This is a genomic window from Streptomyces sp. MRC013, from assembly GCF_023614235.1.
GTDB lineage: Bacteria > Actinomycetota > Actinomycetes > Streptomycetales > Streptomycetaceae > Streptomyces.
Window position 1 is genome coordinate 1445405 of record NZ_CP094264.1, and the last position, 24678, is coordinate 1470082.

A 24678-nucleotide genomic window follows, 5' to 3' on the forward strand; every position below is an offset into this window, starting at 1 on the left:
CCGTCGCGGCCCCGGGTTGCGGTGCCGGACGGGTCGAGGGTCCCGTCGCGGCGCCGCGGCCCGTGGGCGCGTCCGGACCCGGGGCGGGCCCCGGCCGGTCCCCGCGCTCCCCCGCCGCGATCAGCCCGGGCGGAGTCTGGGAAGGCGGGCCCCGCTCCGGTAAATTGGTCTATACCTCCCTCCGTGCGCCCCTCCCTCCCTCCTCCCAGATCGGCAGGCCAGCGTGGAAGTCGTCATCGTCCGAGACGCCGAGGCAGGCGGCGAACTCGTCGCCGAGGCGGTCGCGGACCTCCTGCGGCGCAAGCCCGACGCCCTGCTCGGCGTGGCCACCGGCTCGACGCCGCTGCCCGTCTACGCCGCCCTGGCGGCCAGGGTCCGCTCCGGCTCGGTGGACGTCTCGCGCCTCCGGATCGCCCAGCTCGACGAGTACGTCGGACTGCCCACCGGACACCCCGGGTCGTACCGTTCCACGGTGCTGCGCCAGGTCGTGGAGCCGCTGGGTCTGGACCCGGAGGCGTTCATGGGCCCGGACGGCGGCGCCGAGGACGTGCGGGCGGCGTGCGAGGCGTACGACAGGGCGCTCGCCGAGGCGGGCGGCGTGGACCTCCAGATCCTCGGCATCGGCACGGACGGGCACATCGGCTTCAACGAGCCCTGCTCGTCGCTGGCCTCCCGCACCCGCGTCAAGACGCTCACCGAGCAGACCCGGGCCGACAACGCCCGGTTCTTCGGGGGCGACGTCGAGCAGGTGCCGCACCACGTCGTCACGCAGGGCGTCGGCACCATCCTGGAAGCCCGCCACCTGGTCCTCCTCGCCACCGGGGAGAGGAAGGCCGAGGCGGTCGCACGGGCCGTGGAGGGCCCGGTCGCCGCGTCCGTCCCGGCGTCCGCGCTCCAGCTGCACCCGCATGCGACGGTCGTCGCCGACGAGGCGGCCGCCTCCCGGCTGGAGCTCGCCGCCTACTTCCGCCGCGCCTACGCCCACAAGCCCGCCTGGCAGGGACTGTAGGACGCACCCGCGCCGCGCCCGGGAGGGCCCGTCCGGCGCCCGCCCGGCCGGGTGCGCTACGCGCCGGCGACGACCTCCGCCGCCGCGATCCCGCAGACCCGCGCCGCCCCGTGCGTCGCGATGTGCAGGGCCCCGCGCGGCGGGGCGTGGTCGAGGCCCATCTCCACGACGACCGTGTCGGGGCGGGCGGCGAGCAGCCCGTCCAGCGCCTCCGCCATCCACGGGTGGCGGTGCGCGTCGCGCACGACGGCCACGACGCGACGCCCCCCGGCCTCCCGCAGCACGTCCCCGGCGGCGGCGTCCGGGCCGTGGGTCCCGGTCCGCGTCCCCGGCAGCAGCCGCTCCAGTTCGGCGCCGACGCCCCACGGGGTCGCACCGCCCACCGCGGTGTTGGAGCCGGGGACGAAGGACGCCACGTACGGGGCCGGGCGCGGCGGTGCGTACGGCTCCTTCCCGGGCGTCACGCGCAGCGCGCGGCGCGCCGCCGCCAGACCGATGCCGGGGCCGGGCGCGGTCCCCTCCTGCACCGCCGCGCCCGGCCCCGAGCCGGCCCCCCCGGCCCGGTGCGCCCGGGTCCAGGACGCGAGGGCGCGCACCCGCGCCGCCGCGTCGGCCAGCCGCTCCTCGGGCAGTTCACCGGTTCGTACCGCTTCCACCAGCGCGTCGCGCAGGCCCAGTACGGTCCTCTCGTCCGCCGGGTCGCCGCCGACGCAGACGGCGTCGGCGCCCGCCGCGATCGCGAGGACGGAGCCGCGCTCGATGCCGTACGCCGACGCGACGGCCCGCATCTGCATGCCGTCGGTGACGATCAGCCCCTCGTGGCCCAGTTCCCGGCGCAGCAGTCCGGTGAGGATCCGCGGACTGAGGGTGGCGGGGCGGTCGGGGTCGAGCGCGGGCAGCAGGATATGCGCGCTCATCACCGATTTGGAACCCGCGGCGACGGCCGCCCGGAAAGGTGCCAGCTCACGGGCGTACAGTGTGTCCGGTTCCACATCGATACGGGGCAGCGCGAGGTGTGAGTCCACATTCGTGTCGCCGTGTCCGGGGAAGTGCTTGGCGCAGGCGGCCACGCCGGCGGACTGCACGCCCTCGACGTACGCGGCGGTGTGCCGGGAGACGAGTTCCGGGTCGGCGCCGAAGGACCGCACGCCGACGACCGGGTTGTCCGGGTCCGAGTTGACGTCGGCGCAGGGCGCCCAGTCCAGGTCCACCCCGCAGGCGGCGAGGCGGCGGCCCAGCTCGCGGGCGACGGCGCGGGTCAGGTCCGGGTCGTCGACGACGCCGAGCGCGAGGTTGCCGGGGAAGGAGGAGCCGGTGCGCGCCTCCAGCCGGGTGACGTCGCCGCCCTCCTCGTCGACCGCGACGAGGAGGTCCTCGCGCTCGGCGCGCAGCCGGGCGGTGAGGGCGGTCAGCTGCTCGGGCGCGGCGATGTTGCGGGCGAACAGGCCGACCGCGCCCAGCCCCTCGCCGACGCGCCGCAGCAGCCAGTCGGGCGGGGCGGTGCCGGTGAAGCCGGGCTGGAGGACGGTGAGGGCGTCGCGGGAGAGCGTGCCGGAGGCGCCGCGTGCGCGTGGGGCCATGGGACCGGCCGTCCTTTCACCGCGCCGGCCGCGGGTCCCGCGGCCGGCGCCGGAGGAGGGGGAGGGATCGGGACGGCCATCATGCCCGCGCCGCCGCCCCCCGTGGAGCCCCGCGGCGGGCGGCGGGCGCCCGGCCGGGACCGAGACCGGGTCCGGCCCGGGTTTCCGGGAGTGCCGGGGGTGTATAAGAGGAGCTGTCGCGTCCGCCACCGGTCCCACACCCGAGCAGGGACGACGACCCGGGACCGGTCCGTGCCACCATGTGGGCCGCGGCGGACGGGGAGCCGACGGCGGCGGCACAGGAGTCGGAGAGGCGGGCCATGGCCACGGACGGTGGCGGTACGGACACCACGGGCGGACTCCCGTCCGGGAACGGGGCGGCGGACCGCACGGCTCGCGTGCCGAAGTACTACCGGCTCAAGCGCCACCTGCTGGAGATGACCGAGACGCTGCCCCCCGGCACCCCCGTGCCGCCGGAGCGCGCCCTCGCCGCCGAGTTCGACACCTCCCGCACCACCGTGCGCCAGGCGCTCCAGGAGCTGGTCGTCGAGGGCCGCCTGGAGCGGATCCAGGGCAAGGGCACGTTCGTGGCGAAGCCCAAGGTCTCGCAGGTGCTGCGGCTCACCTCGTACACCGAGGACATGCGGGCCCAGGGCCTGGAGCCGGCCTCCCGGTTGCTGGACGTCGGGTACGTCGCCGCCGACGGCGCCCTCGCGGAGCTGCTCGGCACCGGGCCCGGCGGGCGGGTGCTGCGCGTCGAGCGGCTCCGCCTCGCCAGCGGGGAGCCGATGGCCATCGAGACGACGCACCTGTCGGCCGAGCGCTTCCCGGCGCTGCGGCGCTCCCTGGCGAAGTACGGCTCCCTCTACACGGCCCTCTCCGAGGTGTACGGCGTGCGGCCGGCCGAGGCCGAGGAGACCATCGAGACCTCCCTGGCCACCCCGCGCGAGGCCGGGCTGCTCGGTACGGACGTGGGCCTGCCCATGCTGATGCTCTCCCGCCACTCGGTCGACGAGCACGGCGCCCCCGTGGAGTGGGTCCGGTCGGTCTACCGGGGCGACCGCTACAAGTTCGTGGCACGCCTCAGGCGGCCCGCCGGGGGCTAGCGCCGCCGGGGGCGGAGGGCCGGCCCGGCGCCGGGGCGCCGTGGTCCCGGCGGCCCCTTCCGTTCACGGGGGTCACAGCGGTGGCCGCAGTCACACTGTTATCCGGCAACGGGTTCCCCGCGGCCGGGCCGTCCCCTAGATTCACCGCATCCACGGTTGATCACGAGGGGACGGTTCGTCATGTCCGAGGCGGTACGAGGGAAACAACCGGTCGTCACTCCCGTACGGGTGGTGATCGCGCTCTGCCTGGTCGCCCCGTTCGTCGCGATGCTCTGGGTGGGGTCCTACGCCCGGACGGAGCCCGTGCTCATCGGGGTCCCGTTCTTCTACTGGTACCAGATGCTGTGGGTCCTCCTGTCGACCGCGCTGACGATGGTGGCCTACAAGCTGTGGCACCGCGACCAGCGGGCCCGCTCCTCCCGGGACGGGGGTGCGGGGCGGTGAAGGACGGTGTCAACGGCGTCGCGCTCGCCGTCTTCGTCTTCTTCTTCCTGCTCGTCACGGTCCTCGGCTTCGCGGCCGCCCGCTGGCGCAGGGCCGAGAACGAGAACAGCCTGGACGAGTGGGGCCTGGGCGGGCGCTCGTTCGGCACGTGGATCACCTGGTTCCTGCTCGGCGGCGACCTGTACACGGCGTACACCTTCGTCGCCGTCCCCGCGGCGGTCTACGCGGCGGGCGCGGCCGGCTTCTTCGCCGTGCCGTACACGATCCTCGTCTACCCGCTGATCTTCGTCTTCCTGCCCCGCCTGTGGTCGGTGTCGCACCGGCACGGGTACGTCACCACCTCCGACTTCGTGCGCGGCCGGTTCGGCTCCAGGGGCCTGTCGCTGGCGGTCGCCGTCACCGGCATCCTCGCCACCATGCCGTACATCGCGCTCCAGCTGGTCGGCATCCAGGCCGTGCTGGACGTGATGGGCGTCGGCGGCGGCGCGTCGACCCACTGGTTCGTCAAGGACCTGCCGCTGCTCATCGCCTTCGGCGTGCTCGCGGCGTACACCTACTCCTCCGGGCTGCGCGCCCCCGCGCTGATCGCCTTCGTCAAGGACGCGCTGATCTACCTGGTCATCGTGGTCGCCATCGTCTACATCCCGATCAGACTGGGCGGCTTCGACGCGGTCTTCAGCGCGGCGGGCGACGCGTTCGCCCAGGTCAACCCGGTCACCGACAAGCCGCGCGGGGCGCTCGTACCCGGTGAGGCGGGCCAGTGGACGTACGCCACGCTGGCGCTCGGCTCGGCGCTGGCGCTCTTCATGTACCCGCACTCGATCACGGCGACCCTGTCGTCCGGCAGCCGCGACGTGATCCGCCGCAACACGACGATCCTGCCGCTGTACTCGCTGATGCTGGGTCTGCTGGCGCTGCTCGGGTTCATGGCGATCGCCGCCGGCATCACGGTGCAGAACGGCCAGCTGGCCATCCCCCAGCTGTTCGAGGACATGTTCCCGGACTGGTTCGCGGGCGTGGCCTTCGCCGCGATCGGCATCGGCGCGCTCGTCCCGGCCGCCATCATGTCCATCGCCGCGGCGAACCTGTTCACCCGCAACGTCTACCGGGACTTCCTGAAGCCGGACGCCACCCCGGAGCAGGAGACCAAGGTGTCCAAGCTCGTGTCGCTGCTGGTGAAGGTGGGGGCGCTCGTCTTCGTCCTGACGATGGACAAGACGGTCGCCATCAACTTCCAGCTCCTGGGCGGCATCTGGATCCTGCAGACCTTCCCGGCGCTGGTCGGCGGCCTGTTCACCCGCTGGTTCCACCGCTGGGCGCTGCTCGGCGGCTGGGCGGTCGGCATGGTGTACGGCACGTGGACCGCGTACAACGTGGCGGGTCCGACGCAGAAGCACTTCGGCGGCTCGGCGGCGGAGATCCCGGGCATCGGCGAGATCGGCTACGTCGGGCTCACCGCGTTCGTACTGAACCTGCTGGTCACGGTCGTCCTCACCGTCGTGCTGCGGACGGTCGGGGCGCCGGAGGGCGTCGACGAGACGGCGGCGTCCGACTACACCGCCGACACCGGCGACCCGGGCGTCACCCCCGAGCTGCCGAAGGTCGGAACGGGCCACTGAGGCGGGCCGCCCGGACCGCGGAGGGTCCCCGCACCCCGGTGCGGGGACCCTCCGCGCGTGCGTGAGGATGGGCGGATGAGACGCCGCCCCGCCCCGCAGCTCCTCGTCCTCGCCCTGCCGCTGCTCCTCAGCGCCTGCGGCACGTCCGCCGCCGGGGCGCGGACACCCGACCGGGCCGTCCTGGAAGCCCGCGCCGCCGCCCTGCGGACCCGGCCCGAGCACGTGTACGTCACGCGGGCCGACGGCTTCGACCTGGCCGAGCAGTCCGTGGGCGTCCTCGGCGACGACGGGTTCTCCGCCTCGTACGTCGCGGAGGGCGGCCGCACGATCACCCTCTCCGTCGAGCGCGGCGGCGTGGACGCGGCGGGCTGCGCCCGGACGGCCGCGGGTGCGGGCGGCGCCCCCGGGGGCACGCCCTGCGAGAGGGACGGCGCCGGCTGGTACCTGGCCGCGGAGCACGGCCACGCGTACCTGCGCTTCGAGAACGGGCTGCGCATCCGGGTCGGCGCCGACCGCGCCGTGGACCGCGGCACCCTGCGGGGCGCCGCCGAACGCGCCCGCCGCGCTTCGGACGAGGAGCTGGACGCCGTCCTGCCCGACCTCGCCCCCGGCCGGCCCGTCGACCGCGGCGACCTGCCTCCCGAGAGCGACGGCGCCCCGCGGAACGACGTGGGAACGAGCGGCTGATCGGGCACACTGAGGGCCATGGACGCCGCCACGACCCAGCCCTCCGTACCGCCTCCCGCGCCGCCCGCCGCCGGCTTCACCATCCGCCCGGTGCGTCCCGCCGAGCACGCCGCCCTGGGCGAGATCAGCGCCCGCGCCTACCTCGACGACCGCCTGCTGACCCACGGGGCCGACGACCCGTACCTCGACGTGCTGCGCGACGTGCCCCGCCGGGCCGCCGAGGCCGAGGTGCTCGTCGCCGCCGATCCGGACGGCGCCCTCCTCGGCGGCGTCACGTTCGTCCCGTCCGGCGGCACCCCGTGGGCGGACATCGCGGGCCCGGACGAGGCCGAGTTCCGGGTGCTCGCCGTGGACGGCGCGGCGCGCGGGCGGGGCGTGGGCGAGGCGCTCGTGCAGGCGTGCGCGGAACGGGCGCGCGCCCGCGAAGGGTGCGTACGGCTCGTGCTGTCGGTCGTGCCGGAGGCCGTCGCCGCCCGGCGGCTGTACGACCGGATGGGCTTCGCCAGGGCCCCGCACCGGGACTGGGAGCCCCTGCCCGGGCTGCCCCTCCACGTGTACGAGCTGACACTCTGACACAACATGTGGGGGGTGCCGTATCCGACTCCCCCCACATGTATGCTCGTCCTCGCTGTCGCAGCAGGGGAATCCGGTGTGAGTCCGGAACTGTCCCGCAACGGTGTACCGGTGTGCCCTTCGCGTACCCGCGAGTCCGACGACCTGCCGGCAGCGCGCCCGGACCGTCCGGCCCGGGTGCCCAGACGTCCGGGCCTCGCGGAGTGGGCCGGTGGACGCGGTCACGCACGCCCCCGTGCCCAGGGGGCACGGCGCGCCCGCTCGCCGCCGCCCCGCGCGGGGCCCCGAGCCGAGCGAGGGAGAGCCTCCACGTGACCATCGCGCCAGCGGATCCGGCCTCAGCCACCGAAGCCGACGCTCCCGGGACCGCGCTGCTGCGGACCCTGACCGACCTCACCGCGGACCTCCCCGACACCGACCCCGGCCGGGTCGCCGCCGCGGCCCTGCGGGGCCGGCACGCCGGGTCGGACGAGGCCGAGCTCCGGGAGCTCGCCACCGAGGCGGCCGCCGGCCTGATCGCCGAGGACCCGGCGTACTCGCGGCTCGCCGCCCGGCTGCTGGCGCGCACGATCACCGACGAGGCCGCCGGCCAGGGCGCGGTGACGTTCTCGGCCTCGGTCGCCACCGGTCACCGCGAGGGGCTCGTCGCCGACCGGACCGCCGGCCTCGTCGCCCGCCACGCCGCACGGCTCGACGCGATGGTCGACCCGGAGGCCGACGACCGCTTCGGCTACTTCGGCCTGCGCACCCTGTACTCGCGCTACCTGCTGCGCCACCCGATCACCCGCAAGGTCGTCGAGACCCCGCAGCAGTTCCTGCTCCGCGTCGCCTGCGGCCTGGCCGAGGACGACTCGGAGCGCGCGCTCGGCGAGGTGGAGGCGCTGTACGGGCTGATGAGCCGCCTCGACTACCTGCCCTCCTCCCCCACCCTCTTCAACTCGGGCACCAGCCACCCGCAGATGTCCTCCTGCTACCTGCTGGACTCCCCGCGGGACGAGCTGGACTCCATCTACGACCGCTACCACCAGGTGGCACGGCTGTCGAAGCACGCGGGCGGCATCGGCCTGTCGTACTCCCGCATCCGCGCCCGGGGTTCGCTCATCCGCGGCACCAACGGCCACTCCAACGGCATCGTGCCGTTCCTGAAGACGCTCGACGCCTCGGTCGCCGCCGTCAACCAGGGCGGCCGCCGCAAGGGCGCCGCCGCGGTGTACCTGGAGACCTGGCACGCCGACGTCGAGGAGTTCCTGGAGCTGCGCGACAACACCGGCGAGGACGCCCGCCGCACCCACAACCTGAACCTGGCGCACTGGGTCCCGGACGAGTTCATGCGCCGGGTCGCCGGCGACGCCGAGTGGTCGCTGTTCTCCCCGTCGGACGTGCCCGAGCTGGTCGACCTGTGGGGCGAGGAGTTCGACGCCGCGTACCGGGCCGCCGAGGCCAGGGGCCTGGCCCGCAGGACCATGCCGGCCCGCGACCTGTACGGCCGGATGATGCGGACCCTCGCGCAGACCGGCAACGGCTGGATGACGTTCAAGGACGCCGCCAACCGCACCGCCAACCAGACCGCCGAGCCGGGCCGCACGGTCCACTCCTCGAACCTGTGCACCGAGATCCTGGAGGTGACGGACGACGGGGAGACCGCCGTGTGCAACCTCGGCTCGGTGAACCTGGGCGCGTTCGTCGCCGGCGACGGCATCGACTGGGAGCGGCTGGACGAGACCGTCCGCACCGCGGTGACCTTCCTCGACCGGGTCGTCGACGTCAACTTCTACCCGACCGAGCAGGCCGCCCGGTCCAACACCCGCTGGCGCCCGGTGGGCCTGGGCGCGATGGGCCTGCAGGACGTCTTCTTCAAGCTGCGGCTGCCGTTCGACTCGCCCGGGGCGCGCGCCCTGTCCACCCGGATCGCCGAGCGGATCATGCTCGCCGCCTACGAGACCTCCGCCGACCTGGCCGAGCGCAACGGCCGGCTGCCCGCCTGGGACGAGACCCGCACCGCGCGCGGCGTGCTCCACCCGGACCACTACGACGTGGAGCCGGCCTGGCCGGAGCGGTGGGCGGCGCTGCGCGAGCGGATCGCCTCCGTCGGCCTGCGCAACTCGCTGCTCCTGGCGATCGCGCCGACCGCGACGATCGCGTCCATCGCGGGCGTCTACGAGTGCATCGAACCGCAGGTGTCCAACCTGTTCAAGCGCGAGACGCTCTCGGGGGAGTTCCTCCAGGTCAACTCCTACCTGGTGGACGACCTGAAGAGGCTCGGCGTGTGGGACGCGCAGACCCGCGAGGCGCTGCGCGAGGCCAACGGCTCGGTGCAGGGCCTCACCTGGGTTCCGGCCGAGGTGCGCGAGCTGTACCGCACCGCGTGGGAGATCCCGCAGCGCGGTCTGATCGACATGGCCGCCGCCCGGACGCCGTTCCTGGACCAGTCGCAGTCGCTGAACCTGTTCCTGGAGACGCCGACCATCGGCAAGCTGTCGTCGATGTACGCGTACGCCTGGAAGCAGGGCCTGAAGACGACGTACTACCTGCGCTCCCGCCCGGCGACGCGCATCGCCCGCGCCGCGTCGGCGACCCCCTGCCCGCCCCGCAGGCCTCCGAGCCCGACGCCGTGGCCTGCTCCCTTGAGAACCCCGAGTCCTGCGAGGCCTGCCAGTGACGAGCCCCACCCGCACCCCCCGCCCCTCGTCGACGGCGCCGCACGCCGGCAGGGCCAACCTGCTCGACCCGGGCTTCGAGCTCACGCTGCGGCCGATGCGCTACCCGGACTTCTACGAGCGGTACCGGGACGCCATCAGGAACACCTGGACCGTCGAGGAGGTCGACCTCCACTCGGACGTGGCGGACCTGGCGAAGCTGACCCCCGGCGAACAGCACCTGATCGGACGGCTCGTGGCGTTCTTCGCGACGGGCGACTCGATCGTCGCGAACAACCTGGTGCTGACGCTGTACAAGCACATCAACTCGCCCGAGGCCCGGCTGTACCTCTCCCGCCAGCTCTTCGAGGAGGCCGTGCACGTCCAGTTCTACCTGACGCTGCTCGACACCTACCTGCCCGACCCGGACGACCGGACCGCCGCGTTCGCCGCCGTCGAGAACATCCCCTCCATCCGCGAGAAGGCCGCGTTCTGCTTCCGCTGGATGGACTCGGTGGAGAAGCTGGACCGGCTGGAGACCCGGGCCGACCGGCGCCGCTTCCTGCTGAACCTGATCTGCTTCGCCGCGTGCATCGAGGGGCTGTTCTTCTACGGCGCGTTCGCCTACGTCTACTGGTTCCGCTCGCGCGGCCTGCTGCACGGCCTGGCGACCGGCACCAACTGGGTGTTCCGCGACGAGACGATGCACATGGGCTTCGCCTTCGAGGTCGTGGACACGGTCCGCAGGGAGGAGCCGGACCTGTTCGACGACGAACTCGGGCGGCAGGTCGCGGACATGCTGCAGGAGGCCGTGGAAGCCGAGCTGCAGTTCGCCCGCGACCTGTGCGGCGACGGACTGCCGGGCATGAACACCGAGTCGATGCGCGCCTACCTGGAGTGCGTCGCCGACCAGCGCCTGACGCGGCTGGGCCTGGCCCCGGTGTACGGCTCGGAGAACCCGTTCGCCTTCATGGAGCTGCAGGGCGTCCAGGAGCTGACGAACTTCTTCGAGCGGCGCCCGTCCGCGTACCAGGTCGCCGTCGAGGGCTCGGTCGACCTGGACGAGGACTTCTGACCGGTCCGGTCCGGACGCGGCGGCGGCCCGCGCCCTCCCTCGCGGGGGTGCGGGCCGCCGCGGCACGGGTCAGGTGCCGCAGGTGGGCGCCGACCGGGAGCGGCCGGCCCGGTGGACGGGGGCGGGGCGTGCGGCCGCCGGGAGGGGGACGCGTGCGGACCCCGGCGGCGGGGAGCCGGGCGCGGTCGGCCGCCGGCGCCCCCGGGGGTCAGTCGTTGGGGACGACCGGGTAGCGGGGCGTACCCTCGGCCATCTGGCGCAGGGCGTCCTTGCGGTCCCGCTTCGACAGGCGGTCGATGTACAGGTAGCCGTACAGGTGGTCCGTCTCGTGCTGGAGGCAGCGGGCGAAGTAGCCCGTGCCGCGCACCTTGACGGGGTTGCCCTTCACGTCCCGCCCTCGCACGACCGCGTAGTCGGGCCGGGCGAGGGAGGCGTACGCGGTGGGGACGGACAGGCAGCCCTCGTTGGAGTCGTCCAGGGCGCGCCGCTCCGGCGGCAGCTCCTCCAGGACCGGGTTGCAGACGACGCCGACGTGGCGCACGCCCTCGTCGTCGGGGCAGTCGTAGACGAAGACCTTCAGGTCGACGCCGATCTGGTTGGCGGCGAGGCCGACGCCCTCGGCGGTGCGCTGGCTGGCGAACATGTCGTCGACCAGCCGGGCCAGCTCGTCGTCGAACTCGGTGACGTCCTTGCACTCCTTGTGCAGCACGGGGTTGCCGACGACCGTGATCGGGTGCGACGTGCCGCGCTCGCGGTGGGCCCGCTCGCGCTCCTCGCAGTCCTCCGTGTCGACGACGAAGCCCTCGTCGTCCACGGGGAGGGCGTCGTAGTCCCGCTGGTCCGTCTCCTGCTGCGCCATGTCCGGTTTCGCGCCTTCCCTTGAGTACCCGTTCGATGTGCCCGTACAGCCTACGGGCCCGGTGCGACGGGCATCAGCAGACTTCCTCCAGATCCCGCCACTCCCGGCTGTCCGGACCGTCCGCGACCCAGCCGTCGAGGAGTCCGCGCACCAGCCCGGCCGGTGCGGCGATGCCGCACTCCCGCTCCGGCACCCACAGGTCGCCGGCGGTGCGGTGGCCGAGCGGGCCCGGGTGGCCGGGCTCGCTGTGGTCGTGCGGGTCGAGGTGCTCGCCGTCGCCCTCGGCGCTCGGCATCCGCGACTCGGAGCAGGAGCGGCACAGCAGCCGCACGGACGACGTCCAGTCCTCGGCGGCGAAGCCGGCGTCGGCGGCGAGCCGCTCCAGGGCGTCCCGGTCGGCCTCGGTCGCGGCCTCCAGGAGCACCACCCAGGTCGGTACGGGCGACGGGGCCCACAGTTCGATCTCGTCGAACACGGGGAAGCTGTGGCCGGACGCGGTGGTCCGCTCGCCGTTGGGCACCCCGTCGTGGAGGACGACCTCGCCCCAGCGGCGCCCGGACGAGGGGAGCGGGATCGACAGCACCTCCATCCGGGCCGGGTCGAGCCGGCGGCCCCACACCACCTCGGCCTCGCCCTCCGGCGACAGCCGCACGGCGGCGCTGCCCAGTTGCATGCCGGTCGGCTCCCCGCCGGGGGCGTCGCCCGCCGGCACCCTCAGGCCGTACGCCTGCCAGGCGCGCCGGGCGAGCGGCCAGTCCTGGAGGGCCGTGGCGGCGATGCCGACGTTCCACCAGTCGGGCGTCCCGGCCTCCTTCTCGAGCAGGGCGACCGCCCGCAGTCCGGCGGCGCGGGCCTGCTCCCAGTCGTGCCGGAACTTGTGCAGCAGCGCCAGGTTGAACCAGGACTCGGAGAGCCAGGGCTCCAGATCCGCGGCGCGTGTCAGCAGCGCGCCCGCGTCCTCGTACCGCCCGTCCCCGATCAGCGTGAACGCGCGGTCGGTGGCCTGCCGCCACGAGGCGGAGGGCCGATGCCGTACCTTCCCGAAGATCCTCACGATTCCCGCCTGCCGGTCGCTGAAGGTCACTGCCCCCGGACACCCTCTCGTTGGCATCCAACCATGCCCGGTCGCACGCCCGCTCATTACCCGTGGGTTACCCCGGGGCCGGCCCCTCGACGCCGCCGCGGGCGACGACCCTGACGAGGGATTCCACCACCGCCGGGTGGTAGTCCCTCGCGGTCCCCAGGCGGAGGTGCTCCAGCGCCCGGAGCGCCCCCCGGGCGGTTTCCCCCGACAGGTCGTCGTACGCGTTGGCGGCGCGGACGATCCGCGCGGCGAGGGGCTGCTCGGGGTACGGGTCGGCCTGCCGCTCCACGACGAGGGCGACGGCCGCGGGGACCCCGGTCCGGCGGACCACCGCGCCGCCGAGGAGGGCGATGCGGCGCTGCTCGGCGGCGGGCAGCAGGGCGGTGGCGCCTTCGGGGACCGGGTCGACAAGGGACAGCTGGCCGATGTCGTGCATGAGCGCCGCGTACTCCAGGACGGTCAGGTCCTCCCCCGACAGGCCCAGCTCCCGCCCGACGGCCCGGCTGAGCGAGGCGACCCGGTGGGCGTGGCCGGGCGGCGTGTAACCGGCGACCTCGGTGGCCCTGGCCAGGGACGCGATGGTCTGCCGGTAGGTGCGGCGGACCGCGCGGTGGCGGCGGAAGGCCAGCTGGGTGAGGAGCAGCGGCACGCACAGCACGGGGAGCGCCCACAGCCCGGCGGTGGTCACCGTGAGGGCCATCACCGCGCCGGACGCCCGGACGGCGGTCCCGACACCGGGCAGCGCCCTGAGTTCGTCGCGGAGGAGGGGCGCGTACGGCACGGGGCTCTCCCCGCGCCGCCGGAGACCCCGGGGGCGGGCGCGGGCGTGCCGGAGGAGGGCCGCCAGGACGGCGTCGCACAGCGCGGTGAGCACCAGGACGAGCAGCACGAGCGGCACGTGGCGCGGGCCCGGGGCGGCGTGCAGGGGGTCGGCGCAGACGGCGGAGAACGCGAGGGTCAGCACCCGGCGGGCCGCGTGGTCCGGGTCGGGTCCCCGGCCGCGCGCGATGTGCGGGACGAACCCGGCCAGCGCGCCCGTCGCGGCGACGGCGACGACCTGCGGGGCGCCGGGCCCGGCGGGCAGGAGGGCGTAGGCGAGGGCCCCGGCGGCGGCGAGCGGCGCGGGCTCCCGCTCGCCGGGCCCGTCGCGCCACCGGGTGAGCCCCCGACGGCGATCAGCACGCCGAAGGCGAGGGCGGTGCCGGGCCGGTGGACGCCGCTCCAGAGGGTCCACGCCACTCCCCCGGCCACCGCCCCGACGGCGCACCCCCGCATCCCCGCCACCACGCCCGGCGCGCTCACCGCTCCCCCGGCCGGGACGGCCCGGACCCCGCCGTCCCGCCGCCCGCGACACCGGAGGACGAGGGGGGAGCGGTCCCGGGGCCCGCGGGCCCCCGGCGGGAGGGCGGGGGGACGGACACGGGCGGGGACTCGTCGCAGGTCACGACCGTCTGCCAGCCGTGCCGGGCGAGGGCCCGGGCGAGGGCGTCGACCATGACCGGGTCGAACTGGGTGCCGGCGCAGCGGGCCAGCTCCCGCAGGGCCTCGGGGACGGGGCGGGCGCGGTCGTAGGAGCGGGCGGACGTCATGGCGTCGAACGCGTCGGCCACCGCGACCACCCGCGCCGGCTCCGGGATCTCGGCGCCCTGGAGGCCGTAGGGGTAGCCCTTGCCGTCGAGGCGCTCGTGGTGGTGGAGGATCGCGGCGCGCGCCTCGCCCAGGAAGCCGATTCCGCGCACCATCTCGTGCCCGTACTCCGGGTGCAGCTCGATGATCCGCCGCTCCTCCCGCGTCAGCGGGCCGTCCTTGCGCAGTACGCGGGTGGGGACGCCGATCTTTCCCACGTCGTGGAGCGTGCCGGCGAAGCGGAGGACCTCCAGCCGGTCCTCGTCCATCCCGAGTTCACGGCCGATCATGACGGAGGCGCGGCCGACGCGTTCGCTGTGCCCGCGCGTGTACGTGTCCTTGAGGTCCACGGCCTGGACGAGGGCCCGGATCGTCGCCCGGTGCGCGGCGCGCTCCCGGTGGTACTGGGCGTAGGCCCAGCAGGTGACGTACATCGGCGGCAGGGTGAACAGCGCCGCCGGCCAGCCGTACGGGCTGCGCCACAGCACGGCCGTCACCAGCCCGACCAGCCCGTGCGCGGCGTGCGCGGCGAGGGACCGGGCCAGGAGTCCCCGCCAGGCGTCGCGCGGCGGCACCCGCTCGGCGGCGGCGAGGATGCCGCCGTCGAGGGCGGCCAGGACGGCGCAGAACGCCAGGACCGCCACGCCCGCGGGGAGCAGCGCGTACGGCAGGTCGGGGGTCCGGTCGACCGCGGCGGGCCCGCCGAGCAGGGCGGCGGTCCGGGCGGCGGCCCAGACGGCGAGGGCGATCCGCGCGGCCCGCCAGACGCGCCGGGGCCGGGCGGGCGGCCGGTCCCCCACGGGGGAGACCAGCGCCCCGGGCACGGCGGCGAGCGCGGCGGCGGCGGGCGGCAGCAGGAGCGCGGCGGCGAGGAGGACGGGGAAGTGGCACCCGGCGGGGGCGGGCGGGGCGCCGTCGGCCCGGTCCGCGCGGCCGGCGGGCCGGCCGGTGCCGCGCCGCGCCGCGCCGCGGGCGAACCGGCACCGGGGCGGGTGCTCGCAGAGCGCGTACAGCCCCGCCAGGAGCGCCACGGCGCCCCACGGGGTCGCGGACCCGGCGGTGAACGCCGGGAAAGTGCAGGCGGCGGCGCCCAGCCCCGCGCAGGCGATGTACGCGTGCGCGGCTCCCGGAATGCCCGCCACGACCCCTCCCGTCTCCCCTCCGCTCGGACCGAGCGCCTGGCTGGCAGGCTAACGAGCGGGTGCGCCGGGAACGGCGGGACGGAACCGATTAGCACCTTCGGGTGAAAAGCACACGGGACGGGGCGCGGCCGCGCCCCGGCCCTCCGGGTGCGGTGCCCTCACTCCTGGGCGGACGCGGAGACGTCCTGGTCGGGGACGGCCTCCCCGGCCCGGATCATCTCGATCCGCCCCATGACCTTCGCGCGCAGGTCGCTCGGTACGTCGTCGTGCCCGCAGCACCGCTTGACGAGCTTCTTCACCGCCTGCTCGAGCCCGTACTTCTCCAGGCAGGGGGAGCATTCCTCGAAGTGCGTCTCGAACTTGGTGCAGTCGCTGTCGGGCATCTCGCGGTCGAGGAACTCGTAGAGGTGGTCCAGGACCTCCGAGCAGTCCGTCTCGTGCGGCTCTCCGCAGCTCATGAGCCCGAGCCCTTTCGGTCGTCCGTCGGCTCCCCGGCGCCCGCGGGCACCAGCCCGCGCTCCCGGGCGTAGCCCTCGAGCATGCCGCGCAACTGGCGGCGCCCCCGGTGGAGCCGGGACATCACGGTGCCGATGGGCGTGCCCATGATGTCCGCGATCTCCTTGTAGGCGAAGCCCTCGACGTCGGCCAGGTAGACGGCGATGCGGAACTCCTCGGGGATCGCCTGGAGGGCCGCCTTCACGTCGGAGTCCGGAAGGTGGTCCAGCGCCTGGGACTCGGCCGAGCGCAGACCGGTCGACATGTGCGACTCGGCGCGGGCGAGCTGCCAGTCCTCGATCTCCTCGGCCGCGCTGCGCTGGGGTTCGCGCTGCTTCTTGCGGTACGAGTTGATGAAGGTGTTGGTGAGGATGCGGTACAGCCACGCCTTCAGGTTGGTGCCCTCGCGGAACTGGTGGAACGAGCCGTACGCCTTGGCGAACGTCTCCTGCACCAGGTCCTCGGCGTCCGCCGGGTTGCGCGTCATCCGCAGGGCGGCCGAGTACATCTGGTCGAGGTAGCCGAGGGCGTCCCGCTCGAAGCGCGCGTTGCGCTCGCCGTCCGTCTCCCCGGGGCCTTCGACGGACCCCCTGTCGGTCCCAGTGACCGGACCCACCTCCTCCAGCGCCGCGGCGAGACCCGGTGCGGACCCGCTCGAATCGGAGGATAGTCGACCACCCGCCGGCCGTCCCCGCCGATTCCTCTCGCCCGTCACCCGCGCGGAGCCGGTCGCCGGCGCGGACAGCACCGTCCAGTCCAGCCCCGCGGCGCGCGACCGGCTGGGGCAGATGGTCGAACCCATGCGACGGACTCCCTCTCCTGGCCTGACGTCGTTCACCGACGGTCAGGACAACAGCGGGGCCCCGCTCCCCATTCCCGGTCGTCCCGGGAGGTCGCCGAGCCACTCCGCGACCCCTTCGGCGATCCTCCCGAGGGCGTCCTCCTGCGTGGCGGCGGCCCGCTTCGGCACGGCGAAGGAGTGGTCGGCCCACGGGACCTCCACGACCCGGTGCGCGCCGCCGGGGAACTCGGCGGGCTTCCCGAAGGGGTCGTTGCCGCCCTGGACGACGAGCGTGGGCAGGCCGCCGCCGAGGAGTTCGCCGGCACGGGTCCTCTCGGGCCTGCCCGGCGGGTGCAGGGGGAACGCCAGGGCGAGCACCGCCCGGGCGCCCAGGTCGCGGGCGGTGCGGCAGGCGACCCGGGCGCCGGCGCTGCGCCCCCCGGCGACGACGGGCAGGCCGGGCGCCCGCAGGGCGGGCCACAGGTCGCGCCAGGCGGCGTCGAGGGTCTTCGGGGCGGGGGCGAGCTTCCGGCCGGCGACGCGCCAGGGCTGTTCGACGAGGGCGACGGTGGCCGCGGCGGCGCGCGGCAGGTGCGCGGCGAGGGCCTGCAGGTCGCGGGCCTCGACGCCGCCCCCGGCGCCGTGGCCGAGGGCGACGACGAACCGGGCGCCGGGCCCGGCGTCGTACCAGGTGATCCGGGCGTCGCCGGCGCCCGTGGGGACGGTCTCGGTCTGTGTCACGGGGCCATCCTCGCGCGCCGGGCCGGCGCCGCTCAGAAGAGGGTGGTCTCCTCGGGCGCGTCGAGTTCCGCCAGGAGCTCGGGCCCGTTGTTGCGGACGTTGCTGACGGCGGTGGCGACCGGGTAGGCCCGCATCAGCCCCCCGGGCGGCGGGGCGAGCAGGGCGCGCAGCTCCTCGGCGTCCGTGCGGGCCGGGTCCAGCCAGGCGTCCCAGCGGTCCTCGGTGAGCGCGAGCGGCATCCGCGGGTGGATGTCGGCGAGCGAGCGGGGACCTTCGGCGGGGGCCGCGCCGAGGGGGCCCTTCTCGGCCTCGGTGGTGATCACCGAGCAGGTCGCGCGCCAGGCGCCCGGGTGGTCGGGGGGCAGCGTCGGATCGCGCCAGAACTCGTACAGCCCGGCCATCGCGAGGACGGAGCCGTCGACGGGCGTGACGAAGTAGGGCTGCTTGCGGGGTCGCTTCCTCCTGCCCTCGACCTCCAGCCGCCGCTCGTCGGCGCCGGTGACCCACTCGTAGTAGCCGTCGGCGGGGAGGACGCAGCGGCGGGAGGCGAAGGCGCGCCGGTAGGCGGGCTTCTCGTGGACGGTCTCGGCCCGGGCGTTGATCATCCGGGCCGCGCCCTCGGGGGACTTGGCCCAGGACGGTACGAGCCCCCACCTCAGGACGCGCAGCTGGCGGACCGGGCGGGTGTCGGCGGCGTCCTTCAGGGGCCGTTCGAGGACCGCGTACACCTCCTTGGTCGGGGCGACGTTCCAGTCGGGCTCCAGGGCCTCCTCGGGCTCCCACTTCTCCACGCCGAAGATCCCGGCGAGCTCCCCGGGCGTCCGGCCGGCCGCGTAACGTCCGCACATACCACCAAGCCTGCCACGTCCCGCCGTCCCCCGAGGAGCCGTCCACCCCATGGCCACCACGAAGATCCTTGACGACGTCCTGGGCACCCAGCCCGCGCCGGGGCTGTGGCTGGTGGTCGCGACCGCCGCGGCCGCACTGCTGACGACCACGGTGGGGGCGCTGTGGCGGCCCGCGCGGAACGCGGTGACGATCGCCCATGAGGGCGGCCACGGCCTGGTGGCACTGCTCACCGGGCGGCGGCTGGAGGCGATCCGGCTGCACTCGGACACCAGCGGGCTGACCGTGAGCCGGGGCAGGCCGACCGGTCTCGGCATGATCCTCACGGCGGCCGCCGGGTACACGGCGCCGCCGCTGCTGGGGCTGGGCGGGGCGTGGCTGCTGGCGGCGCACCGGGTCACGCTGCTGCTGTGGGTGGCGACGGCGCTGCTGACCGCGCTGCTGGTGATGGTCCGCAACGCGTACGGGATGCTGGCCGTGGTGGTGACGGGTGGGGCGTTCCTGCTGGTGTCGTGGCTGGCGGAGCCGCAGGTGCAGGCGGCGTTCGCGTACGGCGCGGTGTGGTTCCTGCTGCTGGGCGGGGTGCGGCCGGTGTTCGAGCTCCGGGCGAAGCGGCGGCGGGGGGAGGCGCGGGACTCCGACGCCGACCAGCTCGCCCGGCTCACGCACGCCCCGGCGGCGATGTGGATGCTCTTCTTCCACTCCGTGTCGCTCTCCTCGCTGGTCGGCGGGGCCCGCTGGCTGCTCGGCCTGTGACCCTCCCGGCCCACTAAAGTGAGGGGCATGACCGACACTTCCGCGCACCCCGATCCCTGGCCCGCCCCCTACGCGAGCGGCGCGGTCGACGCGACCGTCCCCGTGCCCGGTTCCAAGTCGGTCACGAACCGCGCCCTGGTGCTGGCCGCCCTCGCCTCCGAGCCGGGCTGGCTGCGCCGCCCGCTGCGGTCGAGGGACACGCTGCTGATGGCGGAGGCGCTGCGTGCGCTGGGCGTCGGCATCGAGGAGACGGTGTCGTCCAGCTCGACCGCCGCGGGCGCCCCGGACGGGTGCGGTGAGGCGTGGCGCGTCATCCCGGCGGGACTGCACGGCCCGGCCTCGGTCGACGTGGGCAACGCGGGCACGGTCATGCGGTTCCTGCCGCCGGTGGCGGCGCTGGCGGACGGCCCGGTCCGCTTCGACGGCGACGCCCGTTCGCACGAGCGCCCGCTGCACGGCGTGATCGACGCCCTGCGCGTGCTGGGCGCCCGGATCGACGACGGCGGGCGGGGCGCGCTGCCGATGACGGTGCACGGCGGGGGCGCCCTGGACGGCGGGAAGGTCGAGATCGACGCCTCGTCGTCCTCGCAGTTCGTCAGCGCCCTGCTGCTGTCGGCGCCCCGTTTCAACCAGGGCGTGGAGGTGCGGCACACGGGGCCGCGCCTGCCGTCGATGCCGCACATCCGGATGACCGTGGACATGCTGCGGGCGGTGGGCGCGCAGGTCGACGAGCCGGAGACGGGCGGCGAGCCGAACGTGTGGCGGGTCTCCCCCTCGGCGCTGCTCGGCCGGGACCTGGTGGTCGAGCCGGACCTGTCGAACGCGCAGCCGTTCCTGGCGGCCGCGCTGGTGACCGGCGGCCGGGTCACGGTCCCCGACTGGCCGGCGCGGACGACGCAGCCCGGTGACGCGCTGCGGGAGATCCTCACCGAGATGGGCGGTTCCTGCGAGCTGACGGAGGCCGGTCTCACCTTCACCGGTTCGGGCCGGATCCGCGGCATCGACGTGGACCTCGGCGAGGTCGGCGAGCTGACCCCCGGCATCGCGGCCCTGGCGGCGCTGGCGGACTCCCCGTCGACGCTGCGCGGCGTGGCGCACCTGCGGCTCCACGAGACGGACCGGCTGGCGGCGCTCACCAGGGAGATCAACGCCCTGGGCGGTGACGTGACGGAGACCGGGGACGGCCTGCGCATCCGGCCCCGCCCGCTGCGCGGCGGCGTGTTCCACACGTACGACGACCACCGGATGGCGACGGCCGGCGCCCTGATCGGCCTCGCGGTGGAGGGCGTGCGCGTCGAGAACGTGGCGACGACCGCCAAGACCCTGCCCGACTTCCCCCGGATGTGGACCGGGATGCTCGCGGTCGGGGCCTGAACGGCATGCGCCGCTACGGCAGGAACGCCGACGAGGACGACGTGCGCGTCCGTCCCAACCGCAAGGGGAACCGGCCCCGCACCAGCATCCGCCCGAAGCACGAGGACGCCGCGGAGGGCATGGTCCTCACCGTGGACCGCGGCCGGATCACCTGCCTCGTGGAGGGCCGCACGGTCACCGCCATGAAGGCGCGGGAGCTGGGCCGCAAGGCGGCGGTGGTCGGCGACCGGGTCTCCCTCGTCGGCGACCTGTCGGGCGACAAGGACACGCTGGCCCGGATCGTGCGGATCGGGGAGCGCGCGTCGGTGCTGCGCCGCACCGCGGACGACGACGACCCGTACGAACGGGTGGTGGTGGCCAACGCCGACCAGCTGGCCGTCGTGACGGCCCTCGCCGACCCGGAGCCCCGGCCGCGGCTGATCGACCGGTGCCTGGTCGCGGCGTTCGACGGCGGCCTGGAGCCGCTGCTGGTGCTGACCAAGTCGGACCTGGCCCCGCCGGGCAAGCTGCTGGAGCTGTACGGCGCGCTGGACATCCCGTCCGTCGTGACCAGCCGTGAGGAGCTGTACGGCGGGGGCGCGGCCGACCGGGTGCGCGAGCACCTGGCGGGCCGCACCACGGCGTTCGTGGGGCACTCGGGCGTGGGCAAGACGACGCTGGTGAACGCGCTGGTGCCCGAGGAGCGGCGGCGGTCGACGGGCCACGTCAACGCGGTGACGGGGCGCGGGCGGCACACCACGACGTCGGCGCTGGCCCTGCCGCTGGCGGGCGCCGGGGGCTGGGTGATCGACACGCCCGGCGTGCGGTCGTTCGGGCTGAACCACGTCGACCCGGCGCGTGTGATCCACGCCTTCCCGGACCTGGAGCCGGGCACGGCGGGCTGTCCGCGGGCGTGCGGCCACGACGAGCCGGACTGCGCGCTGGACGCGTGGGTCGAGGAGGGGCACGCGGACCGGGCGCGGCTCTACTCGCTGCGGCGGCTGCTGGCGACGCGGGAGCGGCACGAGGGCGACTGACGCGCACGGCCGGGCGCACGGGGGCTCCGGCGGGCCGTCGCACGGGGCGCGGCACCACGCGCCCGGGCCGCCGGGGGCCCGGGATAGAGTCGGCCGCATGGCCGACTACCACGATGACCTGCGTCTCGCCCACGCCCTGGCGGACGCCGCGGACGCCGTCACCATGGACCGGTTCAGGGCCCTGGACCTCCAGGTGGAGACGAAGCCGGACATGACCCCGGTCAGTGAGGCGGACCGGGCCGTCGAGGAGCTGATCCGCGGCCGCCTCCGGCAGGCCCGGCCGCACGACGCGGTCCTGGGCGAGGAGTACGGGACGGAGGGCACCGGCCCGCGCCGCTGGGTGGTCGACCCGATCGACGGCACCAAGAACTACGTGCGCGGAGTGCCCGTCTGGGCGACGCTGATCGCGCTGACGGAGGACGACGGCCGGGGCGGCCACCGGCCGGTGGTCGGGGTCGTGTCGGCCCCGGCGCTGGGCCGCCGCTGGTGGGCGGCGGAGGGCCTGGGCGCGTACGCGGGCCCCGGCCCGGAGTCGGCGACGCGCATCCGGGTGTCGGCGGTGGCGGGGCTGGCGGACGCCTCGTTCGCGTACTCGTCGCTGGACGGCTGGGAGGAGCGGGGGCTCCTGGAGGGCTTCCTGGACCTGTCGCGGGCGTGCTGGCGCACCCGCGCGTACGGCGACTTCTGGCCGTACATGATGGTGGCGGAGGGCTCGGTGGACATCTGCGCCGAACCGGAGCTGTCCCTGTGGGACATGGCGGCGAACGCGATCGTGGTCCAGGAGGCCGGCGGCAGGTTCACCGGGCTGGACGGCCGGGAGGGCCCGTGCGGCGTCGACGCGGCGGCGTCCAACGGCCTGCTCCACGGCGAGCTGCTGGCGTACCTCGGCACCCGGGACTGAGCCGGGTTCGGGACCCGCGCCGGGGCGGGCCGGGGGCGGACCCCGCGCGGCCGGACGCGCGGGCGGGCCGACCCCCTGGGGGCCGGCCCGCCGTCCGCGGTGGGCGGTCCGGTTCCGTCAGCCGCGCAGTTCCCGGACCGCGGCCTCCAGCCGCTTGCCGAAGTCCGCGTCGGCCCGGCGGAAGTTGCCGACCGCGCGCTCGACGATGTCCTCGCGCGACACCCGGGAGATCGAGCCGGCCAGGTTCCCGATCAGGCGGCCCTTCTCGTCCTCCGTCATCAGCCGGTAGAGGTTGCCCGCCTGGACGAAGTCGTCGTCCTCGGCGTGGACGGGCGCCGGCTGGTCGCCGGTCAGGCCGGTCACCGGGACCGGCTGCCACAGGGGGCGGCCGGTCTGGTGCGGGCCGCCGAAGCTGTTCGGCTCGTAGTTCCTGGCGCCCTTGTGGCGGCCGTCGTACAGGTACCCGTCCCGGCCGTGGGTGCGCGCCTCGGTGGCGTGCGGGCGGTTCACCGGCAGGTGGTCGGCGTTGACGCCGACGCGGTAGCGGTGGGCGTCGCCGTACGCGAAGAGGCGGCCCTGGAGCATCTTGTCGGGCGACGGGCCGATGCCGGGCACGAAGTGCGCCGGGGAGAAGACCGACTGCTCGACCTCGGCGAAGATGTTCTCCGGGTTGCGGTTCAGCTCCAGCCTGCCGAACTCGACGACCGGGTAGTCGGCGTGCGGCCACACCTTGGTCAGGTCGAACGGGTTGAAGCGGTACGTCGCGGCGTCGGCGGCCGGCATGATCTGCACGCCCACCGTCCACGTCGGGTACTCGCCGCGCTCGATCGCCTCGCGCAGGTCGCGCTGGTGGGAGTCGGGGTCCTCACCGGCGAGCCGGTCGGCCTCGGCCTGCGTGAGGTTCCTGATCCCCTGGTCGGTCTTGAAGTGGTACTTGACCCAGAAGACCTCGCCGGCCTCGTTGTTCCACTGGAACGTGTGCGAGCCGAAGCCGTCCATGTACCGGTAGCCGGCCGGGATGCCGCGGTCGCCGAACAACCACGTCACCTGGTGCGTGGACTCGGGTGACAGGCTCCAGAAGTCCCAGACGTTGTCCGCCTCCTGCGAGCCCGTGTACGGGTCGCGCTTCTGGGTGTGGATGAAGTCGGGGAACTTGACGGCGTCCCGGATGAAGAACACCGGGGTGTTGTTGCCGACGAGGTCGTAGTTGCCCTCCTCGGTGTAGAACTTCACCGCGAAGCCGCGCGGGTCGCGCACCGCGTCCGCCGCGCCGAGGCTGCCCGCGACGGTCGAGAAGCGCAGGAAGACCTCGGTCTCCTTGCCGATCCCGGAGAGGAACGCCGCCCTCGTGTACGGCGTCACGTCGGCGGTCACGGTGAAGGTGCCGTAGGCGCCCGCGCCGCGCGCATGGACCACGCGCTCCGGGATGCGCTCGCGGTTGAAGTGCGCCAGCTTCTCCAGCAGCAGCTGGTCCTGGACGAGGACCGGGCCGCCGGCGCCCGCGGTCTCGCTGTTCTGGTTGTCGGCGACCGGCGCGCCGGCCTCCGTGGTGAGCGGTCCCTGCGTCATGTGCGCCTCCTGCGTGTGGGCGACAGTCCTGTCCCCGGCCGAATCCGTCCCCGATCCTACAATAGACATTGTCTAAGTCAAGGCGCCCTCTAAATCAACATCGATTCGGGACTGGCTCCTCCGCCTGTTAGGCTGGACCGCATGAGCGACCTGTTGGAACGCCTGCGCGGCCGCGGCCTGCGGATGACCGCGCAGCGCCGCGTCGTGGCCGAGGTCCTCGACGGAGATCACGTCCATCTGACCGCCGACGAGGTCCACGCCCGCGCCGCCGAGCGCCTGCCCGAGATCTCCCGCGCGACCGTGTACAACACCCTGGGCGAGCTGGTCAGCCTGGGCGAGGTCCTGGAGGTGTCGACGGACCGCCGGGCCAAGCGGTACGACCCGAACGCGCACCGCCCGCACCACCACCTGGTCTGCGCCCGCTGCGGCACGATCCGCGACGTCCGCCCGGGGGGGGAACCCCCTGTCGGACCTCCCGGACTCGGAGCGCTTCGGCTTCACGGTCTCCGACGTGGAGGTCACCTACCGCGGCCTCTGCCCGGGCTGCGCGGGCGCCTGACCCCCGGGGGCCGCGGAGGGTCCCGGCGCGCCGCGCGCCGCCCCCGGCGCTCCGTGCGCTCCTCGCGCGCAGGACGTGAAAACGCCGAAGGCCGGATCCAGGGATCCGGCCTTCGGTTGCAGTAGCGGGGACAGGATTTGAACCTGCGACCTCTGGGTTATGAGCCCAGCGAGCTACCGAGCTGCTCCACCCCGCGTCGG

General features: G+C 74.9%; 20 protein-coding genes, 1 tRNA gene, 3 pseudogenes and 1 riboswitch. Of the genes and pseudogenes, 13 read left to right on the forward strand and 11 right to left on the reverse strand.

The window, feature by feature from the left end:
• Window positions 1–223 precede the first annotated feature (223 nt).
• Window positions 224–1009 (forward strand): glucosamine-6-phosphate deaminase, encoded by a 786-nt coding sequence (gene nagB, locus LUW75_RS06350; RefSeq protein ID WP_250334746.1) that lies wholly within the window; start codon window positions 224–226, stop codon window positions 1007–1009.
• A 56-nt stretch (window positions 1010–1065) separates the two neighbouring features.
• On the opposite strand, the gene LUW75_RS06355 is transcribed toward nagB, so the two are convergent.
• Window positions 1066–2589 carry a glycoside hydrolase family 3 protein gene (locus LUW75_RS06355; protein ID WP_250334747.1) on the reverse strand — a complete coding sequence of 508 codons (1524 nt, stop codon included), beginning with the start codon at window positions 2587–2589 and terminating at the stop codon, window positions 1066–1068.
• Between the two features lie 320 nt (window positions 2590–2909).
• On the opposite strand from LUW75_RS06355, the gene LUW75_RS06360 reads away from it, so the two are divergent.
• The 7 genes and pseudogenes from LUW75_RS06360 (at window position 2910) to LUW75_RS06390 (ending at window position 10729) form a co-directional block, all read left to right on the forward strand.
• A complete protein-coding gene (locus LUW75_RS06360) occupies window positions 2910–3695 on the forward strand; it encodes a GntR family transcriptional regulator (RefSeq protein ID WP_250334748.1) in 786 nt (261 codons plus the stop codon).
• A 180-nt stretch (window positions 3696–3875) separates the two neighbouring features.
• Complete coding sequence (locus tag LUW75_RS06365) at window positions 3876–4139, forward strand: DUF3311 domain-containing protein (RefSeq protein WP_250337569.1); 264 nt, start codon at window positions 3876–3878, stop codon at window positions 4137–4139.
• On the forward strand, window positions 4136–5758 hold the full coding sequence (mctP, locus tag LUW75_RS06370) for a monocarboxylate uptake permease MctP (protein ID WP_250334749.1): 1623 nt from the start codon (window positions 4136–4138) through the stop codon (window positions 5756–5758). The genes LUW75_RS06365 and mctP overlap by 4 nt, the downstream gene beginning before the upstream one ends.
• Before the next feature lie 75 nt (window positions 5759–5833).
• Entirely contained in the window at window positions 5834–6445 is a 612-nt protein-coding gene (locus tag LUW75_RS06375) for a hypothetical protein (RefSeq protein WP_250334750.1), read from the forward strand.
• 18 nt (window positions 6446–6463) lie between these two features.
• Window positions 6464–7018, forward strand: a complete 555-nt coding sequence (locus tag LUW75_RS06380) for a GNAT family N-acetyltransferase (protein WP_250334751.1) — start codon at window positions 6464–6466, stop codon at window positions 7016–7018.
• Between the two features lie 38 nt (window positions 7019–7056).
• Window positions 7057–7184, forward strand: a riboswitch (cobalamin riboswitch).
• 145 nt (window positions 7185–7329) lie between these two features.
• Window positions 7330–9677, forward strand: a pseudogene (locus LUW75_RS06385) (ribonucleoside-diphosphate reductase subunit alpha).
• Window positions 9674–10729, forward strand: a complete 1056-nt coding sequence (locus LUW75_RS06390) for a ribonucleotide-diphosphate reductase subunit beta (protein WP_462933698.1) — start codon at window positions 9674–9676, stop codon at window positions 10727–10729. Before LUW75_RS06385 ends, LUW75_RS06390 begins: the two are co-directional and overlap by 4 nt.
• Before the next feature lie 208 nt (window positions 10730–10937).
• On the opposite strand, the gene def is transcribed toward LUW75_RS06390, so the two are convergent.
• The 8 genes and pseudogenes from def to LUW75_RS06430 form a co-directional block, all read right to left on the reverse strand.
• On the reverse strand, window positions 10938–11588 hold the full coding sequence (def, locus tag LUW75_RS06395; protein ID WP_250334752.1) for a peptide deformylase: 651 nt from the start codon (window positions 11586–11588) through the stop codon (window positions 10938–10940).
• Between the two features lie 73 nt (window positions 11589–11661).
• On the reverse strand, window positions 11662–12642 hold the full coding sequence (locus tag LUW75_RS06400; RefSeq protein WP_250337571.1) for a tetratricopeptide repeat protein: 981 nt from the start codon (window positions 12640–12642) through the stop codon (window positions 11662–11664).
• A 97-nt stretch (window positions 12643–12739) separates the two neighbouring features.
• Window positions 12740–13947: pseudogene (locus LUW75_RS06405) on the reverse strand (HD-GYP domain-containing protein).
• 23 nt (window positions 13948–13970) lie between these two features.
• Window positions 13971–15440, reverse strand: coding sequence for an HD-GYP domain-containing protein (locus LUW75_RS06410; RefSeq protein WP_250334753.1), 1470 nt, complete (start codon window positions 15438–15440; stop codon window positions 13971–13973).
• Between the two features lie 158 nt (window positions 15441–15598).
• A complete protein-coding gene (rsrA, locus tag LUW75_RS06415) occupies window positions 15599–15898 on the reverse strand; it encodes a mycothiol system anti-sigma-R factor (protein WP_250334754.1) in 300 nt (99 codons plus the stop codon).
• Window positions 15895–16551, reverse strand: coding sequence for a sigma-70 family RNA polymerase sigma factor (locus LUW75_RS06420; RefSeq protein ID WP_250334755.1), 657 nt, complete (start codon window positions 16549–16551; stop codon window positions 15895–15897). Before LUW75_RS06420 ends, rsrA begins: the two co-directional genes overlap by 4 nt.
• Before the next feature lie 228 nt (window positions 16552–16779).
• A complete protein-coding gene (locus LUW75_RS06425; protein ID WP_250334756.1) occupies window positions 16780–17457 on the reverse strand; it encodes an alpha/beta hydrolase family protein in 678 nt (225 codons plus the stop codon).
• 32 nt (window positions 17458–17489) lie between these two features.
• A complete protein-coding gene (locus tag LUW75_RS06430) occupies window positions 17490–18305 on the reverse strand; it encodes an SOS response-associated peptidase (RefSeq protein ID WP_250334757.1) in 816 nt (271 codons plus the stop codon).
• 49 nt (window positions 18306–18354) lie between these two features.
• On the opposite strand from LUW75_RS06430, the gene LUW75_RS06435 reads away from it, so the two are divergent.
• The 4 genes from LUW75_RS06435 to hisN all read left to right on the forward strand — a co-directional run bounded on the left by LUW75_RS06435 (window position 18355) and on the right by hisN (window position 22350).
• Window positions 18355–19059 carry a M50 family metallopeptidase gene (locus tag LUW75_RS06435; RefSeq protein WP_250334758.1) on the forward strand — a complete coding sequence of 235 codons (705 nt, stop codon included), beginning with the start codon at window positions 18355–18357 and terminating at the stop codon, window positions 19057–19059.
• A 27-nt stretch (window positions 19060–19086) separates the two neighbouring features.
• A complete protein-coding gene (gene aroA, locus LUW75_RS06440; RefSeq protein WP_250334759.1) occupies window positions 19087–20433 on the forward strand; it encodes a 3-phosphoshikimate 1-carboxyvinyltransferase in 1347 nt (448 codons plus the stop codon).
• 5 nt (window positions 20434–20438) lie between these two features.
• Window positions 20439–21449 carry a ribosome small subunit-dependent GTPase A gene (gene rsgA / locus LUW75_RS06445; protein WP_250334760.1) on the forward strand — a complete coding sequence of 337 codons (1011 nt, stop codon included), beginning with the start codon at window positions 20439–20441 and terminating at the stop codon, window positions 21447–21449.
• Between the two features lie 97 nt (window positions 21450–21546).
• A complete protein-coding gene (gene hisN, locus LUW75_RS06450; protein ID WP_250334761.1) occupies window positions 21547–22350 on the forward strand; it encodes a histidinol-phosphatase in 804 nt (267 codons plus the stop codon).
• Between the two features lie 117 nt (window positions 22351–22467).
• Here hisN and LUW75_RS06455 read toward each other — a convergent pair whose 3' ends face one another.
• Window positions 22468–23919 carry a catalase gene (locus LUW75_RS06455; RefSeq protein ID WP_250334762.1) on the reverse strand — a complete coding sequence of 484 codons (1452 nt, stop codon included), beginning with the start codon at window positions 23917–23919 and terminating at the stop codon, window positions 22468–22470.
• A 141-nt stretch (window positions 23920–24060) separates the two neighbouring features.
• Here LUW75_RS06455 and LUW75_RS06460 point away from each other — a divergent pair.
• Window positions 24061–24478, forward strand: a pseudogene (locus LUW75_RS06460) (Fur family transcriptional regulator).
• 122 nt (window positions 24479–24600) lie between these two features.
• Here the strand turns inward: LUW75_RS06460 and LUW75_RS06465 are convergent.
• A tRNA-Met gene (locus LUW75_RS06465) sits at window positions 24601–24674 on the reverse strand.
• Window positions 24675–24678: the final 4 nt, after the last annotated feature.

What these genes read in the sequence shown, in the direction of transcription:
- LUW75_RS06455 (WP_250334762.1), bottom strand. Translation starts at nt 23,919, where the DNA reads ATGACGCAGGGACCGCTCACCACGGAGGCCGGCGCGCCGGTCGCCGAC.
- LUW75_RS06430 (WP_250334757.1), bottom strand. Translation starts at nt 18,305, where the DNA reads ATGTGCGGACGTTACGCGGCCGGCCGGACGCCCGGGGAGCTCGCCGGG.
- aroA (WP_250334759.1), top strand. Translation starts at nt 19,087, where the DNA reads ATGACCGACACTTCCGCGCACCCCGATCCCTGGCCCGCCCCCTACGCG.
- rsrA (WP_250334754.1), bottom strand. Translation starts at nt 15,898, where the DNA reads ATGAGCTGCGGAGAGCCGCACGAGACGGACTGCTCGGAGGTCCTGGAC.
- hisN (WP_250334761.1), top strand. Translation starts at nt 21,547, where the DNA reads ATGGCCGACTACCACGATGACCTGCGTCTCGCCCACGCCCTGGCGGAC.
- LUW75_RS06355 (WP_250334747.1), bottom strand. Translation starts at nt 2,589, where the DNA reads ATGGCCCCACGCGCACGCGGCGCCTCCGGCACGCTCTCCCGCGACGCC.
- LUW75_RS06380 (WP_250334751.1), top strand. Translation starts at nt 6,464, where the DNA reads ATGGACGCCGCCACGACCCAGCCCTCCGTACCGCCTCCCGCGCCGCCC.
- LUW75_RS06365 (WP_250337569.1), top strand. Translation starts at nt 3,876, where the DNA reads ATGTCCGAGGCGGTACGAGGGAAACAACCGGTCGTCACTCCCGTACGG.
- LUW75_RS06435 (WP_250334758.1), top strand. Translation starts at nt 18,355, where the DNA reads ATGGCCACCACGAAGATCCTTGACGACGTCCTGGGCACCCAGCCCGCG.
- def (WP_250334752.1), bottom strand. Translation starts at nt 11,588, where the DNA reads ATGGCGCAGCAGGAGACGGACCAGCGGGACTACGACGCCCTCCCCGTG.
- LUW75_RS06360 (WP_250334748.1), top strand. Translation starts at nt 2,910, where the DNA reads ATGGCCACGGACGGTGGCGGTACGGACACCACGGGCGGACTCCCGTCC.
- LUW75_RS06375 (WP_250334750.1), top strand. Translation starts at nt 5,834, where the DNA reads ATGAGACGCCGCCCCGCCCCGCAGCTCCTCGTCCTCGCCCTGCCGCTG.
- rsgA (WP_250334760.1), top strand. Translation starts at nt 20,439, where the DNA reads ATGCGCCGCTACGGCAGGAACGCCGACGAGGACGACGTGCGCGTCCGT.